13 protein-coding genes are annotated in these 17,116 nt (G+C 36.2%); 4 read left to right on the top strand and 9 right to left on the bottom strand.

Annotation, left to right across the window (positions count from 1 at the left end; translation table 11 throughout):
* Positions 1-19: 19 nt before the first annotated feature.
* From ABVM53_RS12520 to lon, 4 genes are all read right to left on the bottom strand, one after another.
* On the bottom strand, positions 20-1,180 hold the full coding sequence (locus ABVM53_RS12520; protein ID WP_405326563.1) for an MFS transporter: 1,161 nt from the start codon (positions 1,178-1,180) through the stop codon (positions 20-22).
* 20 nt (positions 1,181-1,200) lie between these two features.
* Positions 1,201-1,896 (bottom strand): (d)CMP kinase, encoded by a 696-nt coding sequence (gene cmk, locus ABVM53_RS12515; protein WP_405326561.1) that lies wholly within the window; start codon positions 1,894-1,896, stop codon positions 1,201-1,203.
* 55 nt (positions 1,897-1,951) lie between these two features.
* Positions 1,952-2,971, bottom strand: a complete 1,020-nt coding sequence (gene porQ / locus ABVM53_RS12510) for a type IX secretion system protein PorQ (RefSeq protein ID WP_405326558.1) — start codon at positions 2,969-2,971, stop codon at positions 1,952-1,954.
* Between the two features lie 113 nt (positions 2,972-3,084).
* Positions 3,085-5,535 carry an endopeptidase La gene (lon, locus tag ABVM53_RS12505; RefSeq protein ID WP_405326555.1) on the bottom strand — a complete coding sequence of 817 codons (2,451 nt, stop codon included), beginning with the start codon at positions 5,533-5,535 and terminating at the stop codon, positions 3,085-3,087.
* A 227-nt stretch (positions 5,536-5,762) separates the two neighbouring features.
* Between lon and ABVM53_RS12500 the strand changes: the two genes are divergently transcribed.
* Genes ABVM53_RS12500 through ABVM53_RS12485 form a run of 4 tightly spaced genes read left to right on the top strand, consistent with a single transcriptional unit; the run spans position 5,763 to position 8,689 of the window.
* Positions 5,763-6,323 (top strand): RNA polymerase sigma factor, encoded by a 561-nt coding sequence (locus ABVM53_RS12500; RefSeq protein WP_371456218.1) that lies wholly within the window; start codon positions 5,763-5,765, stop codon positions 6,321-6,323.
* Between the two features lie 5 nt (positions 6,324-6,328).
* Entirely contained in the window at positions 6,329-6,868 is a 540-nt protein-coding gene (locus ABVM53_RS12495; RefSeq protein ID WP_405326551.1) for a hypothetical protein, read from the top strand.
* The gene (locus tag ABVM53_RS12490; RefSeq protein ID WP_405326549.1) at positions 6,849-7,949 is read left to right on the top strand and encodes a hypothetical protein; all 1,101 of its coding nucleotides are present in this window, start codon (positions 6,849-6,851) and stop codon (positions 7,947-7,949) included. Before ABVM53_RS12495 ends, ABVM53_RS12490 begins: the two co-directional genes overlap by 20 nt.
* Before the next feature lie 11 nt (positions 7,950-7,960).
* On the top strand, positions 7,961-8,689 hold the full coding sequence (locus tag ABVM53_RS12485) for a head GIN domain-containing protein (protein WP_405326546.1): 729 nt from the start codon (positions 7,961-7,963) through the stop codon (positions 8,687-8,689).
* Between the two features lie 63 nt (positions 8,690-8,752).
* On the opposite strand, the gene ABVM53_RS12480 is transcribed toward ABVM53_RS12485, so the two are convergent.
* The 5 genes from ABVM53_RS12480 to ABVM53_RS12460 all read right to left on the bottom strand — a co-directional run bounded on the left by ABVM53_RS12480 (position 8,753) and on the right by ABVM53_RS12460 (position 17,101).
* Positions 8,753-10,084 (bottom strand): MFS transporter, encoded by a 1,332-nt coding sequence (locus tag ABVM53_RS12480; protein ID WP_405326544.1) that lies wholly within the window; start codon positions 10,082-10,084, stop codon positions 8,753-8,755.
* 78 nt (positions 10,085-10,162) lie between these two features.
* Positions 10,163-10,975 carry a M48 family metallopeptidase gene (locus tag ABVM53_RS12475; protein WP_371456213.1) on the bottom strand — a complete coding sequence of 271 codons (813 nt, stop codon included), beginning with the start codon at positions 10,973-10,975 and terminating at the stop codon, positions 10,163-10,165.
* Positions 10,976-11,061: 86 nt separating this feature from the next.
* A complete protein-coding gene (locus tag ABVM53_RS12470) occupies positions 11,062-13,455 on the bottom strand; it encodes a glycoside hydrolase family 31 protein (RefSeq protein WP_405326540.1) in 2,394 nt (797 codons plus the stop codon).
* Between the two features lie 93 nt (positions 13,456-13,548).
* Positions 13,549-15,471, bottom strand: a complete 1,923-nt coding sequence (gene glgB / locus ABVM53_RS12465) for a 1,4-alpha-glucan branching protein GlgB (protein ID WP_405326537.1) — start codon at positions 15,469-15,471, stop codon at positions 13,549-13,551.
* Positions 15,464-17,101, bottom strand: coding sequence for a trehalose synthase (locus tag ABVM53_RS12460; RefSeq protein WP_405326534.1), 1,638 nt, complete (start codon positions 17,099-17,101; stop codon positions 15,464-15,466). The genes glgB and ABVM53_RS12460 overlap by 8 nt, the downstream gene beginning before the upstream one ends.
* Positions 17,102-17,116: the final 15 nt, after the last annotated feature.

The raw sequence follows: 17,116 nt of genomic DNA, 5'->3' as shown, positions 1-17,116 counted from the left end.
GGTTAAGAAGTACTTTTGATTACTCTTTTTTAAGTATAGTTGTAAAAACGAGTATGAGCGCAGAAAAAATTAAACCCAATGTAGCAACACCTATCCACCGAAAGTGCTCCCAAGCATACGCACCGGCAATTGTACCTAAAGCGCCTCCTATAAAATAGCCCACCATATAAATGGTATTTACCCGATTACGTGCATCTGGGTTTTTTGAGAATATAATATTTTGGTTTGTAACGTGTAGTGATTGCAAGCTGAAATCAATAAGTAAAACTCCTATTACGATTCCTATTAATGAATGCTCTGAAAACTGAAACACTATCCAAGACAAAATGAGCAATATCGAAAAAAGTAAAACCAATTTATTTTGATTGTACTTATCATTAAGTTTTCCGGCAAATGCTGCCCCTAAAGCTCCAATCATTCCCAGCAATCCAAACATTCCTGAAACTGCACTGCCATACCCAAAGTTTGTTTCCATGAGAAAAACGAGTGTGGTCCAGAAGGCACTAAATCCGGCAAATGCTAAACCACCGCGTAATGCGGCAACGCGCACTTCTGGTTTAGTCTTTAAAATATTTATTAATGAGCGCATTAATTGCACATAAGTGCCTTTAAAATCTGTAGCAACATTGGGTAATTTAAAATATAGGATTGCAACATAAATCAACATTATACCTGCAGCGAGAAAATACATTACTCTCCATCCATAATATTCACCTACGATACCACTAATAAACCGACTCCCAAGAATACCTATTAAAAGTCCACTCATTACTATCCCAATTACTTTCCCCCTGTTCTCTTCAGTGGCTAACTCTGCTGCCATAGGAACAAATAATTGAGGAACCACAGATGAAAAACCTACTAGAAAACTAGATATAGTAAGTATCCAAAGTGAAGGAGCAATGGCGGTAATTAATAAAGAAATGATAATTGCTATAAAGTCGTATAGTATAATTTTTCTTCTTGAAAATTTATCTCCAAGTGGAATAATAAACAACAAGCCGAAAGCGTATCCCAATTGAGTAGCTAAAGGAATTCTGCTTACCTGCGATTCTGAAACTTCAAAGGTTGCTGCAATTAAATTAAGAAGGGGTTGATTGTAATAGTTATTCGCAACTACAAGCCCCGCGCCTGCTGCCATTAGGTATAACAAGCTTTTAGTAAGTTTAATCGATCCCATCTAGTAGCTTAAAAGCACATTTAGCAACGTCCGTAAATGCGATCTTTAGAAAGCTGAAGTAAAATGTGAAACTGATCTTCAATATTTGTATGCGTATTGTCTAACAAGATTGCATCATCTGCTTTTACAAGTGGCGAATCTTCTCGGGACGTATCTAAAGCGTCACGCTTCACCACATTTTCTAAAACGGCCTCGTACGTTACATTATCCCCTTTGGCAATTAATTCTTCGTAACGACGGCGTGCACGTTCATCTGCACTTGCAGTCATAAATACTTTTAATTCTGCTTCAGGAAAAACCACAGTACCTATATCGCGGCCGTCCATAACAATGCCTTTTTCTTTGCCCATTTCCTTTTGTTTTTCAACAAGTAAATGACGAACCTCTGAAATTGCAGCTATTTGACTTACAAAGTTAGATACCTCTAACGTACGTATCTCCTTTTCTACATTTTCAGAATTGAGATAAACATCTGCAATACCTGTAGAAGGATTCATTTTAAATTTAACCGAAACTTTAAATAGATTTCTCAGAAGTGCTTCTTTATCAAAATGCCCTTCCTTAATATATAAGTGTCGCATTGCAAATAAAGTGACGGCTCTATACATCGCTCCTGTATCAACATAAATATAGTCTAACTCTTTAGCTAGCATTTTTGCTACTGTACTTTTACCGGTTGATGAAAAGCCATCAATTGCTATTGTTATTCTTTTCAAATTTAAAAATTGACTATTAGAATTCTAATGTATTATTGAGAACAGAATGCGTTATTTATCTTAAATCGATATGTAATCCAAAAAAGCTAGAACTGGCTGCAGAATTATATCTGGAATAGCTGTAACTAAGCCGCAATTTATTAAACTTCACAGAAAAACCAGCACTTAGACCTGCGAAACTACGTTGTTCTTGTATGCGCAATTCTTCAGCTCTGCGCAAATTATATCCGAGTCTAATATTAAAACCACTATCAGGAAACAACTCTGCCCCTATAATCATATGTCGTAGCGCTTCATCGAAGAAATTGATTTTTTCAGGAATTGTATTTCCGTCTAGATCTACTGTTGCCCGATTGGGATTTTCAAACGCTAAATTCCAATTTTGTAGATTTTCTAGTGTAAAATGCCAGCGCAGCGGTACGTGAGCCGGCTGCTGAGAAATTCCTAAATCTATTTCTAACGGAAGCTTTTCATAGACTGCATCATAGGCGGTGAACTGCGTTCCCAAATTACGTATTACTCCACCTATGTGAAGGTTTAAGTCTTCATTAAGATACATAAAACCAAGATCTACAGCCCCACCTAACGAACTATATTGCTCTAATTTTGATGAGATCAATTTAGCATTTGCACCTACAAAGAAGTCTGTGTAGGGAATGTTATATGCGTATCCTAATGAAAGAGCAGCCTCTCCCCCACTGAAGTCTGCTGTTGCATTACCTTGCTCATCATACCCCTCAAAATTTCCGTAATTAATATAGGTTACACCTGCGTGAATAACTTGAGTACGTCTATCATAGAGATATGCGTAACTAGCGCTTCCGTAGTTTACATCTGCGAGATAATTCACATAGTTGAGCGCAAGCTGATTATCCATTTCTGCGTTTATAGATGCAGGATTAAATAATGCTGAAGTGGGATCATAACTATAATCTGTAACTACTTTACCACCCATAGCTGCTTGCTTAGGTGATGATACCAGATTGAGAAACTGATAAGTAGATCGCCCACCCAATTGCGCCTGCAGAACTGAGCAAAAACAAATAAGTAAAAAAGATAATAGCGTTTTTATCATTCTAAAAATCAACCGGCAGCAAATTATAAGCCCACAATATTACTGTATTTATCAGGCATTAAAAAACCCGCTAACTTTTCAGCTAACGGGCTTTAAACTAACCTATAAGAATATTACAATTCTTTTGCATTTTTAACTTTCTCATTTGTAAGAGCCACAGCCAATACCTCGCTCATATCATTTACATAGTGAAATGTGAGACCTTTAAGATAATCTTCATTAATCTCTTTAATATCACGCTCATTCTCACTACACATAATAATCTCTTTAATATGCGCACGCTTTGCAGCAAGTATCTTTTCTTTAATTCCACCTACAGGAAGCACTTTACCTCTTAGCGTAATTTCACCTGTCATAGCGATACTTTTCTTCACTTTACGCTGGGTGAATAAAGAAACTAATGACGTAAGCATTGTTATACCCGCACTTGGTCCATCTTTTGGAGTTGCCCCTTCAGGTACGTGAATATGCACATTGTATTTCTCAAAAATCGAAGGATCAAGTTTCAACTCAGCTGCATTAGATTTAATGTACTCTAAAGCCAGTGTCGCACTTTCTTTCATCACTTTACCTAAATTTCCGGTAACTGAAAGAACTCCTTTTCCTTTTGAAAGAATAGACTCAATAAATAAGATATCTCCTCCTACCTGTGTCCAGGCAAGTCCTGTAACCACTCCGGCCACATCATTATTCTCGTATTTATTACGTTCTAACTTAGGAGATCCTAAAACATCAATAATCGTTTCAGAATCAACTTTAACTTTATACTCCTCTTCCATTGCTATATTCTTGGCTGCGTAACGCACCATTTTAGCAATTTGTTTTTCTAATCCACGTACACCAGATTCACGCGTATAGCCTTCAACTATTTTTTCTAATTGTGGCTTAGCAATCTTTAGCTGATCTTCTTTTACTCCGTGTTCTTTTAATTGTTTTGGCAATAAATGACGCTTTCCTATCTCAACTTTCTCTTCGATAGTATAACCGGTAACATTTATGATTTCCATACGATCACGTAATGCAGGTTGTATTGCTCCCAAGTTATTTGCGGTTGCAATAAACATCACTTTAGACAAATCAAAACCTAACTCTAAGAAATTATCATGAAATTCTGCATTCTGCTCTGGATCTAGAACCTCAAGTAATGCCGAAGAAGGATCTCCTTGATTGCTATTACTTAATTTATCTACCTCATCCAGTACAAAAACAGGATTACTGGTACCTGCTTTTTTTAAACTTTGCAATATACGGCCAGGCATTGCACCGATATAGGTTTTACGGTGACCACGAATTTCTGCCTCGTCACGCAATCCTCCCAGACTCATACGCACATATTCTCTGCCTAAAGCTTCTGCTACAGATTTACCTAATGATGTTTTACCCACTCCCGGAGGTCCATACAGACATAAAATAGGAGATTTCATATCATTACGTAGCTTGAGTACCGCCAGATACTCAATAATACGTGTTTTAACATCCTCTAGACCATAATGATCTCGGTCCAGAATACGCTTAGCCCGTTTAAGATCAAATTTATCTTTGCTGAATTTATTCCACGGAAGGTCTAAGAAGAGATCAAGATAATTACGTTGAATACTATATTCTGCAACCTGCGGATTCATTCGTTGCATTTTTGCTAGCTCCTTATTAAAGTGCTTAGCAATCTTCTCATCCCATTTTTTCTTTTTTCCACGTGCGCGCATTTCTTCAAGTTCATCCTCTTGAGAAACACCACCCAGTTCTTCCTGAATGGTTTTCATTTGCTGATGTAGAAAATACTCACGTTGCTGCTGGCTCATATCGTTATGCACCCGGCTTTGAATATCATTCTTAAGCTCGAGTTTCTGCATCTCTGTATTCATATGACGCAACGTCTGTAGAGCACGCTCTTTTAAATCTCCTATTTCCAGAAGTTTTTGCTTTTCCTCTACCGTTAAGTTCATATTAGAACTCACAAAATTGATAAGGAAAGACTCACTTTCGATATTCTTAATTGCAAAACCAGCTTCGCTTGGAATATTAGGCGACTGCTTAATGATTTGTAAAGCCTGTTCTTTAATAGAATCTATAATCGCTTTAAACTCCTCATTACCTTTTTCTGGACGAAGTTCTGGCACTTCACGTACTGTTGCTACCAGATATGGTTTTTCAGTAATTACTTCAGCAATATTAAAACGTTTTTTTCCCTGTATGATAACAGTAACATTACCATCAGGCATTTTTAACACTCTAAGAATGCGAGCAACAACTCCGGTTGTATTTATATCATCGGCTGTAGGATTCTCTACAGACTCATCTTTTTGAGAAACCACACCTATTGTCTTAGAACCTTTATTAGACTCGTTAATAAGATCTATAGACATATCACGACCTGCGGTAATAGGAATTACCACGCCCGGGAATAACACCGTATTCCGAAGCGGTAAAATAGGCAACGTCTCTGGTAATTCTTCTTTATTGATCTCTTCCTCGTCTTCAGGAGTCATTAATGGGATTAAATCTGCTTCACCATCAAAATCCTGCAATGACAGATTGTCAAGATTTGTAAATTTTGTTCTAGCCATATTATTTAACGTCACATTGTCACAAAATTGATTAATTATGCTTGATGTAAACTTTTTTAATTTGATTTAAAACGCTGTAATGCATCCAATTAAACACACTAAAGCTTTCTTGTACTAGTTATAATTCAATTGTTGTGCCAGCGTATTATTATCTTAAATGAAATAAATTTAGAACCAACTGTAACAAATATAAATTAACCTCATCTTTATATTGAAGCACTAACCAATTGAACACTACTAACCATACTATTGATTTGCTTTTAGAGCAATGTAAATGCGGTAATCAGCAAGCCCAACTTGCTGTTTATAATCGCTATTACAAAGCGATGTATAATACTTCGCTACGCATTGTTAAAGATAATGCAGAAGCAGAAGATATTATGCAGGAATCATTTTTAAGCGCCTTTACAAAACTGGATAGCTACAATGCCGAATCCTCTTTTGGAAGTTGGTTAAAACGTATCGTAGTAAACAATAGCATTAGCAGTTACAACAAACACAAACGATTAAAAGAAGACGATCTGGATGATACTCTTTATAAATTGGAAGATGATCATGAAGGGATAGCAGATTGCGATACGAGTGCTTACGAAGTTCAACGTGTGCTGCAGACAATGAATGAACTCAAAGATAGTTACCGTGTGGCGCTTACTTTAAATTTAATTGAAGGTTTTGACTATGAAGAGATGAGTGAAATTTTAAATATTAGCTATGCAAATTGCAGAACAACAGTATCGCGAGCCAAAGAGAGCCTGCGCAAGAAATTGAGCAATTTAATTAAGAATTAATGACAATGAAAAATAATATAGACACCTGGTTTGAGGAGCAGCGCAATTGCTTTGATATTGCGGAGCCACTTAATGATCACGAGAAACGATTTATAACCAAACTTCAACAGCATAATGAAAAACAAACTACCAGATTAGGATTTAATTGGTGGAAACCCTTTGCTGCAGCAGCGGCTGTTTTAATCTTAGTCTTTGCTGGTTTCAGCACATTTGCATCAAAAAGCAATGTTGACCTGGCAGCAGTTTCTCCAGAAATGGCAAAAACTCAAGACTTTTTTACTAAAGCTATTGAAGAAGAATTATACAACATCAATGAAGCAAGAACCCCTGAGACTCAAAAGCTTGTAAATGATGCATTAAAACAACTGAAAACCCTTGAAATCGAATATGACAAATTAACGGCCGACTTAGCGAAAAGTGGAGAAGATAAACGAGTTATTTATGCGATGATCACCAATTTTCAAGCACGTATAAATCTTTTGAACACTGTTCTAGAAGACATTAATTCAATCAAAAACACAGACTATGAAAACAAGTTACTATAAAATTTTATTCCTTTTTCTACTTACCGCTACCACTACGTTCGCAAATACAGATCCTAAAAAATTTAATGGTAGATATTCTAAAGAAAAAAAAATCACTAAACAGTATAATGTTAATTCAGACGCATTATTAAAAGTGAATAATAGTTATGGTAACGTAGATGTGGTTACCTGGGAGGAGAATCGCATAGTTCTGGAGGTTACCGTTAAAACCAATGGCAATGATGAAGATAAAGTAATTAAAAAATTAAATGAGATCGATGTAAAGTTCAATGCAGATGCAAGTATGGTTTCCGCATATACAGAAATCTCAGACAGCAATAGTTCGTGGTGGAGTTCCTGGATATCGGGATCTAACAACGTGAATATGGAGATTAATTACAAAATTAAAATGCCGGTTACTAACAATGCAGATCTCACTAATGATTATGGTGGAATATCCTTAAACAGACTCAAAGGTCAAGCTAAGATTTCATGTGATTATGGTCATTTAGACATTGGTGAACTACTGGGAGATAATAATATTTTAAGTTTTGATTATACTAACAATTCTACGATTGCATATATAAGAAGCGGAAAAATAAATGCTGACTACAGCTCTTTTACTCTTGAAAAAGCAGATAAAATTGTACTTGATGCAGATTACACAAAATCAAGTTTTGGAGCAATCAAAAATTTAAAATATACCTGCGATTACGGAAGCATAAATGCCCGAACAGTGGGAACAGTTACAGGTAATTCTGATTATCTAAGCGTACGCTTAGGTAAAATTAATGGCGCTCTTGATCTTAATATGGATTATGGTTCTTTGAAAATTGAAGAGTTGACGGCAAACTCAGAAAACGTACGTATTAATACCGAATATGCCGGTGTAAAAATTGGTTACAACGCTAACACGTCTTTTAAATTTACTATTAAACTAGACTATGCTAGTCTTAATGGAGAAGATTCTTTTGAGTTTACCAAAAAACAAGTTGAATCAACAGATAAATATTACGAAGGCTATTACGGAAGTTCTTCATCAAAAAATTCGCTAGTTATAAATTCGGAATACGGCGGAGTAAGTTTTTATAAAGTAAACTAATATTAGAAAAAATGAAAAAATTAATAACACTAACGGTAATTTTACTGGTAACTACAGTTTCTAGCGCACAATTTTGGGGTGGTAAGAAAATTCAGGGAAATGGAAATCAAGTTACAGATAACCGGGATCTTGGAGACTATGATGAGATCAATGTTGCGGGTTCATTTGATATATTTTTGGTATCTGGCAAAGAAGGAAAACTTAAGGTCGAAGCTGAAAACAATTTACTAGAATATATAATCACTGAAGTTAAAGGTGATAAGTTGAAAATTTATACCCGAGAGGGATACAATCTAAATACTTCTAGAAATAAAAGCATTACAATTACCATCCCATTTGAAGATATTTCTAAGGTAAGTATGGCCGGTTCTGGCGATATAATAAGTAAAGATGCAATTGAAGCAGATGTATTTACCTGCTCGGTAGCGGGAAGTGGAGATATGGTATTAGATATTAAAGCTAAAGAAATTAATGGTTCGCTGGCGGGTTCAGGAGACCTTACACTAACGGGTAAAACGCAAAAAGTTAGCCTTAAAGTAGCGGGCAGCGGTGATATCGACGCTTCAGACTTAAACAGTGTAGATGCAGAGGCTAGTGTTGCCGGTTCTGGAGATATTAGTTTAAACTGTGATGGAGGGAATTTGAAGGCAAGTGTGGCAGGTTCCGGGGATATTCAATATTCTGGGAAGCCTAACGATATCAACAAAAAAGTAGTAGGTTCAGGAAGCATCAGAAATTAATCCAAAAACTTTTACTATACTTTTTATAAACCGAAAGGCTGCTTTATGAGCAGCCTTTCGGTTTTAATTTTCATATTTAATTCGTTTTCGGGGTACAAGCAATAGTAAAATTACCCCGGCAATAAAGAATACAATAAAAAATAAAATAGCATATCGTATACTTCCGGTAATTTGAGCAACATAACCGTAACTCAACATACCTATTACAATCCCTATTTTTTCAGAAACATCATAAAAACTGAAATACGAAGCGGTATCAGTTTCTCCTTCTGGAATTAATTTTGAATACGTAGAACGCGACAGGGATTGTATTCCTCCCATTACCAATCCTACAAATGCTGCTGTAAAATAAAATTGAAAAGGCGTTGTAATGGTATAGGCATAAATACAAATACCTATCCAAATACAATTAATTACAATTAGGGTTTGAATATTTCCAAATCTGGCTGAAGCTTTTGAGGTAAGCCAAGCGCCCAAAACGGCAACGAGCTGAATTAATAAGATGCTAACGATAAGTCCTGTGGTACTATTTGTTGTTCCCCAATCTAACTCTTCAATTCCAAAATAAGTAGCTACCAGCATAATTGTTTGTACAGCCATACTATAGACAAAAAATGCTGTCAAATACGTACGCATAGGTTTATCAGACTTAAGTCTTTTCCATATTTTTTTTAATTCTCTAAAACCATTAAAAAGCACATTCTTGCTGAATTTTTGCTTCTTGGCTCCCTTAGGCAAATAATAATAAGTATACTGACTAAAACCTATCCACCAGACACCTGTAAGTATAAACGATAATCGTGTGGGAAGTCCTTCATCTTCAAATCCAAATGTTTCATACATTAGAATCATAGCCAGGCATAGAATTAATAAAATCACACTACCTATATATCCTAAAGAATATCCTTTTGCACTTATTTTATCTTGTTGGTCAGGGAAAGCGATATCTGGCAAATACGAATTATAAAAAACTAAACTTGACCAAAATCCTATTAAGGCTAAAAAATAACAGAGTAAACCAAACCATAAATGCTCCATATTAAACCAAAACAGACCTATACAAGATAATGCTCCTAGGTAACAAAAGAATTTCATAAAGCTCTTTTTGTTGCCTATATAATCTGCTATACCACTCAACAACGGACTTAAGATAGAAACTACTAAAAAGGCAGCAGCTGTCACATAACTTATAAGCGTATCGTTATTAAAATCAATTCCTAGAAAGGTTACCGTATCGTCAAGTATTTTTCCATCTTGATCTTTAGTAAGGGTTAATGCACCATAAAATATAGGAAACACAGCTGAGGCAATAACTAGACTGTAAACCGAGTTTGCCCAATCGTAAAAAGCCCAGGCATTCAGTAATTTTTTATTTCCCTTAGGTAATGATTCCATATAAGTGTAGGTTGTAAGGGCTCTAAATTAAGAAAGCCGCTCTAATAGAGCGGCTTTTCTTAATTATTTTTTGGTTAACTATTTAAACGAAGTTACTCCAAACTTTTTCGCTTCTGCTGCAGCTCTAGGAGCTATAGTAGTTAATGCTTGAATACGTGTATCTGGTGATGGGTGTGTACTTAAAATTTCTGGAGTTCCAGAACTTCCTTGCGCCTTCATACGCTCCCATAATTTTGGAGCTTCGTAAGGGTCATAGCCGGCAATTGCAGCAATGATCGTTCCTATTTCATCTGCTTCAGACTCGTGACTTCTACTAAATGGTAAGATCCCAACAATATTACTTGCCGTACCGTAATATTGATTAAACAATTGACCAGATTTTGAATCACCTAGTGCTAGTCCACCAACTGCTCCTACTACAGATTGAGCTTCCCCAGCAGTCATACGTTGACCACCGTGATTAGCTAAGGCGTGTGCAAGTTCATGTCCTAATATCATTGCTAAACCAGCCTCGTCCTGAGCAACCGGTAGAATTCCTGTGTATACTACAATTTTACCTCCTGGCATACAAAATGCATTAATCGCTTCGTCTTGAACCAGGTTATATTCCCAACGGTAATCATCTAAGTAATTAGGATATCCCAAAGCTGTCATATAGCGCTCTGCCGCTTTCGCGATATTAGAGCCTACTCGCTGAACCATCTGTGCTTCAGAAGTATTGTTCACCACCTTATTTTCCTTTAAAAAAGCATCATATTGCTGAAATGCCATTGGAAATAAAGTAGAGTTATCATATCTGTTAAGCGTTTGCTTACCTGTAAATGGACTTGTTTTACAACTAACTACAAGTAGTACCGTAACAAGTGCCAATAGTATTGATCTTGATTTCATTTATATAGTATTTGATTAGTGGCCGAAAGTTACAAATTATCAACTTTGCCTTTTAACATATTAGCTAAACTTTAGCAGATCAGACGCTAACCCATAAGATTTACAACGGCAAAATTCTTACTAAGTTTCAAGCACTTACCATCATTTTCCAAGATGTTTAAATCATATTCTACATTGTCTACTGTAATTGATTTAATTTCAAAAGACAACCCAATCAGATTTAATTTGATAGTGTCGTAAGAGGTATCATATGTTCCTGATTTATGTTGTTGAATGGTAAGTTCACCCTCTTTACCCGTAAGATTAAAGTTGCGCAAACTATATCTTCCTTTCTTGTAATCATATCCATCATTACCATCTTCATAAACCTGAGAAGCTTCTTTACCTATCTTAAAATACACATCTAACTTAAGCTCGGTAATTACTTTTTCTTCTACATATTGCTGAACCGGATATCTGGGTATTATTGCACCTTCTTTTACAAACATGGGAATACGATCTAGATCTGCATCGACCCATAATTCACGACCTCCTTCTATTACCGAGTTATCCCAGAAGTTATACCACGTTCCTCGTGCCAAGTACATACGCCTTCCCTTAGAATTAGGCTCCAGAATAGGGCAAACCAGTATACAATTTCCAAAGATAAATTCGTCTGTACGGTAATTTGTATGAGGATCTTCCTGATCATAATATACCAGTGGCTTTATCATAGGTATTCCTTTTGTAGAATACTCATAAAACATCGTATATAGGTAGGGTAAAAATGTATAACGCATTTCAATAAATGCGCGGGTTATATTTGTAATTTCATCTCCAAAAGCCCACGGTTCTTGATCACCATGATGCCCTGAAGAATGTACTCTGCAAAATGGATGAAAAACACCAAGCTGAATCCATCTGGCAAACAACTCACCAGTAGGCTGTTCTGCAAACCCACCTATATCTGTACCAGTAAATGACATCCCTGATAAACACATCCGCTGTACTTGATTGTTTGCAATCCATAGATGTTCCCAAGTAGCAACATTATCACCAGTCCATGAACTTGTATAACGCTGTGCTCCGCTGTATGCAGAGCGTGTGATTACGAGTGGTCTTTTAGGATATACATATTTTTTAACACCTTCATAAGTGGCCCTGGCCATTTGAGTACCATACACATTATGTGCTTTTCGATGACTGCAGGGGTGACCATCATAATCGTGCCTTACATCATCAGGAAATGTCTTACCGGGAACTTCCATAACTGCCGGTTCGTTCATGTCATTCCACACACCACGAACCCCTATATCTCCTACAATATCTTTAAATAGTCCTGCCCACCAATCCCGAACTTCAGGATTAGTAAAATCTGGAAAAGCACATTCTCCCGGCCAAACTTTCCCAACCATATAGGGTCCATCTGCGCGTTTACAGAAATAATCGTTTTCTAAACCTTCCTGATATACCCAATAGTCGGGATCAATTTTAATCCCTGGATCAATTATTACGATTGTTTTAAAACCGTCTGCCTCAAGCTCTCCAATCATACGCTTAGGATCTGGAAAATATTCTTTATTCCAAGTAAAGCATCGAAAGCCTTCCATATAATCAATATCCAAATAGATACCATCACATGGAATTCGCAAATCTCTAAATTTTTGTGCCAAAGCTTTTACCGTACTCTCCGGAAAGTAGCTCCATTTACACTGTTGAAAACCTAAACTCCATAATGGCGGTAAATCTGGTTTTCCGGTAAGGTGCGTGTAGTTTGCTACCACATCGCTCATGCTAGGACCATAAAAGAAGTAATAATTCATCTCACCACCAGGAGCCCAAAAACTTGTCACATCAAGACGTTCTTGACAAAAGTCGAAGTTGGTCTTAAAGCTATTATCAAAGAAAATTCCGTAAGCCTTTTTCTCTTTTAACCCAATGTAGAATGGTACCGATTTGTAAATAGGATCTGTATCTTTTCCGAATGCATAAGAATCTGTTGCCCAGTTAGTAAATTTTTTACCTCGTAAATTGAGATGTACCGGTTTATCTCCTAATCCAAAAAATGTCTCACCGGGATGCGCCCGTTTACCCATTTTGACGATATTTCCGCCTAGCGTAAAGCTTTCTTCATAATGAAACCCAATCTCATCTTCATTTATTAAATGGCCTTCTTTATCAAGTATTTTTGTCTGTAAGCTTATCTTTTCAATCTTTATAATAAGCTTAGCAGTAGTAACAATATGATAATTTTTGTTTTCGGTGAGTTCTAGATGATTATAGCCCGTATAACTATCAGTATCAATCGCGTAAGAAAAGTCATCTTCTAGTATTCCGCGAGTTCCATATCTAAAGCGTATAACACTATCACGAAGTACAGTAAGTTGAAGTACTACCTCATTTAAAGTCGTAAAATATATAGTATCTACCTCTTGACGAACCTCTTTTATATCATTAGGAAATTGATTCCCTCTTTGTTCTAATTCTGAGTTAATGATCATAACCGCGCTGTACAAATTTATTTAGCCTTACTAAAGTAAGGGTTTAGTATGCATTTTGTAAATTATATATCACTCTTATATAATTACTCAAAATTATTTAAGGGCAAAAACCATTACTGCTAACGGGGCGAGACTCACTTCAATAGAATTTTCTCTACCATTCCAGGATGTATTAGATACTGTAATAGCATCACTTAAATAATCGCCACTACCTCCATAATTACTTGCGTTACTATTAAATATCTCGCTAAGCTTCTTGTTTGATTTAAATATATCTGAAGGTACGCCAACACGGTAATTTTCTCGTGGAACCGGAGTGAAATTGCAAATAACTACCAAGGTTTCTTTTGCTTTTTCGCCTTTCCTCATATAGGTGAGCACACTGTTTTCACTATCGTTCCATTCTAACCATTCAAAGCCAGAATGATCAAACTGTTTCTCATACAATGCAGGATAATTTTTATATAATTTATTTAAATCCCGAATACAGTTTTGAATCCCAGTATGAAATTCATATTCTAGTAAATGCCAATCTAAGCTTTGTTGAAAATTCCATTCTTTGCTCTGCGCAAACTCACCACCCTGAAAAATCAATTTTGCACCGGGGTGTGTAAACATATACCCAAACATAAGCCTCAAATTTGCAAAGCGCTGCCATTCGGTACCGGGCATTCTATCTAATAATGACTTTTTACCATATACAACCTCATCGTGGGATAAGGGAAGCATAAAATTCTCAGTAAAGGCATATGTCAAACTAAAGGTAATATCCTGTTGATGAAATTTTCTGAATGCAGAATCCTTTTTAAAATATTCAAGAGTATCGTGCATCCACCCCATCATCCATTTCATCCCAAAGCCTAATCCGCCATCAAACACCGGCTTAGAAACGCCTGCATAATTAGTTGATTCCTCTGCAATGGTTTGAACATCAGGATAATTCTCATACACTGAAATATTCAATTCCTTAAAGAAAGAAACTGCATTTAAGTTTTGGTTTCCACCAAATTCATTTGGCTCCCATTCTCCTTCCTCTCTAGAATAATCCAAATATAACATTGAAGCCACGGCATCAACACGCAAACCATCAATATGATATTGATCTAACCAAAACAAAGCATTGCTTATTAAAAAGGCTCTAACCTCATTGCGCCCGTAATTAAATATGTACGATTTCCAGTCTGGATGCCATCCTTTTCTAGGATCTGGATGCTCATATAAATGAGATCCGTCAAAGTTACCCAGCCCGTGCGGATCCTCCGGAAAATGAGAGGGAACCCAATCTAAAATCACTCCAATACCAGCTTGATGAAATTTATCGATTAGCAGTTTAAATTCTTCGGGATACCCAAAACGAGAGGTAGGTGCAAAATATCCGGTAAGTTGATATCCCCAACTTGGATCATAAGGATATTCCATAATAGGCATAAATTCAACGTGAGTAAATTGCATATCCTTTACATAATTTACCAGATCATCAGCCATTTCTGTATAGCTCAAGCTTCGGTTTTCTTCACCAGTTTTACGCCACGAACTTAAATGAACTTCATATACTGAATATGGAGCATCTAATGCGTTTTTTGCACTTCTGCTTTTCATCCATTTTTTATCCTTCCATTTATAATCGGCTTCATAAACTACAGATGCCGTTTTAGGAGGATGCTCTGCTCTACGTGCAAAAGGATCGGCTTTTTCTAGCTTGGCGTTGTTATTTGAAGATTGAATTTTGTACTTATAAATTGTTCCCGCTGATACGCCAGGAATAAATCCTTCCCAAATACCACTGCCGTCCCAACGTACATTTAACCGATGGTCACCTTCTATCCAAAAGTTGAAATCACCTACTACAGAAACGGTTTTAGCACTTGGTGCCCAAACCGCAAAATAGGTTCCTTCTTCCCCATCTATCGTCATTGGGTGCGAGCCTAGTTTTTCATAAAGTCTAAAATGCTTACCAGCCTTAAATAAATCTATATCGAAGTCAGAAAACCGACTGTATACGCGTACGTTACTCATAATTTTGTTGATTAAGTATATTTGAAATTCCTTTAAGAGGAATTATTGCCCAGGTAGGTCTTGCATTTAACTCATAACCGAGTTCATATACCGCTTTTTCAAGAAGACAATATTGTAATAAAAATTCGATTTCCTTAATATAGCCTATGTTTAAATTAGCTACCTGTACCTCGTTTATATAGGTATGTAAAAAGACGCCGACTATATGACTATATAAGACTTCTGCAATTTTGAAAAGCTCCTCCTGACTGTAATTAAATTCAGATTCATTATTAAAAATTGTAGCATAAATAGCATAATTAAATGATCTAAAAATACCCGCAATATCTTTTATAGGTGGTTGTTTTACTTTGCGATCTCTAATAGTACTTTCTGGTTCACCTTCAAAATCAATTATATAAAAATCGTGATCCTGAACCAAAATTTGACCTAAATGATAATCCCCGTGTATACGCAAGCGCTCGCTTTTTAATTTATCCTCATCAAAGTCAAGCAATTGCTTCCGTATTATTTTTTTATTTCTCAAAAGTTCCTCGGCCAGTTCTAAGGCGAGTCCGTGAAGTTTGTAAATATTATTTTCAACCAGATTTATTCGGTTTTCAAACTGGTATATAAGTCGGTTTTTAAGCCAGACCGTATAATCATTGCCAAAAGCTTGCGGTGTGAATGCTGTATTTGAACGTTCTGAACCAAGAGCTATATGCATTTGCGCAGTACGCGTAGCTATCTGAGCTACATCTTCAAAAAATAATTTAGGACACCAGGCAAGTATATTATCTGGAATTTGACTTAATTCTAGTTGCTCCAGATATCGGGTAGATTTGAGTGTATGTACATCTGGATGTTGCTTGGAAATTTCATCAAAAATCCCCTTTAGCTCGTGTGTAAAATACTCCCAGGCATCACCTTGATTAGGCACTAAAGCCTGAAGTAAGCCTAAAGTAATTACATTTTTATTGCTAAATCGCAAAGTGATACTCCCCAGATATTTTGGAGTGTTCATAAAAATACCTTTCATAGTAAGGTATTTGCTTATCTCATAATCCGGGTTTTCATCTACATAAACTCTTCTAAATATTTTCAGAATGTATTTCTCATTATATATTATGGAGGTATTACTTTGTTCTACACCCATTAACCTACTGCTCTCATACCCTTTTGCGTCATTCGTGCGGCCCCGGCGGTAAGCCACTTCCTTATATTTAAATTTATCTCCCTCCAGAATTTTTTCAAAAATTTGCTTTCTAAATGACTCCAGTAATAGGGCATCTACAAGAAAGCCTGAGACCCCATTTAATTTTATGGGAGTTATGTATTTATCGCCAATTAAACTGCCGTCTGTAACAAAAGCAATAGGTAAAAAGTAGTTTTGTACAAAAGCTTCTTTGTAATTTACTTCAAGTACAATACCATAGAATAAATCATTTTCACGCTCGATAGGAAAATCATCTATAATTTCTATATACTTTAAGGCACTTGCCTTTCCTCCATACCAGCGTTGATTGAGTATGTAAGATTCTAAAATATTCTCACACAATTCTCTTCTAAAACGTTCTTCTTCTAATAAGTTTTTCCAATCGGTGTCATAATGCACCTCAAACTGTCCATCACCATAGCTATCATTACTCATTTTAGAAATCGAATT

It is taken from the genome of Leeuwenhoekiella sp. LLG6367-2.1 (assembly GCF_045055775.1).
Lineage (GTDB): Bacteria > Bacteroidota > Bacteroidia > Flavobacteriales > Flavobacteriaceae > Leeuwenhoekiella > Leeuwenhoekiella aequorea.
This window is presented reverse-complemented; position numbering and strand designations above follow the sequence as displayed.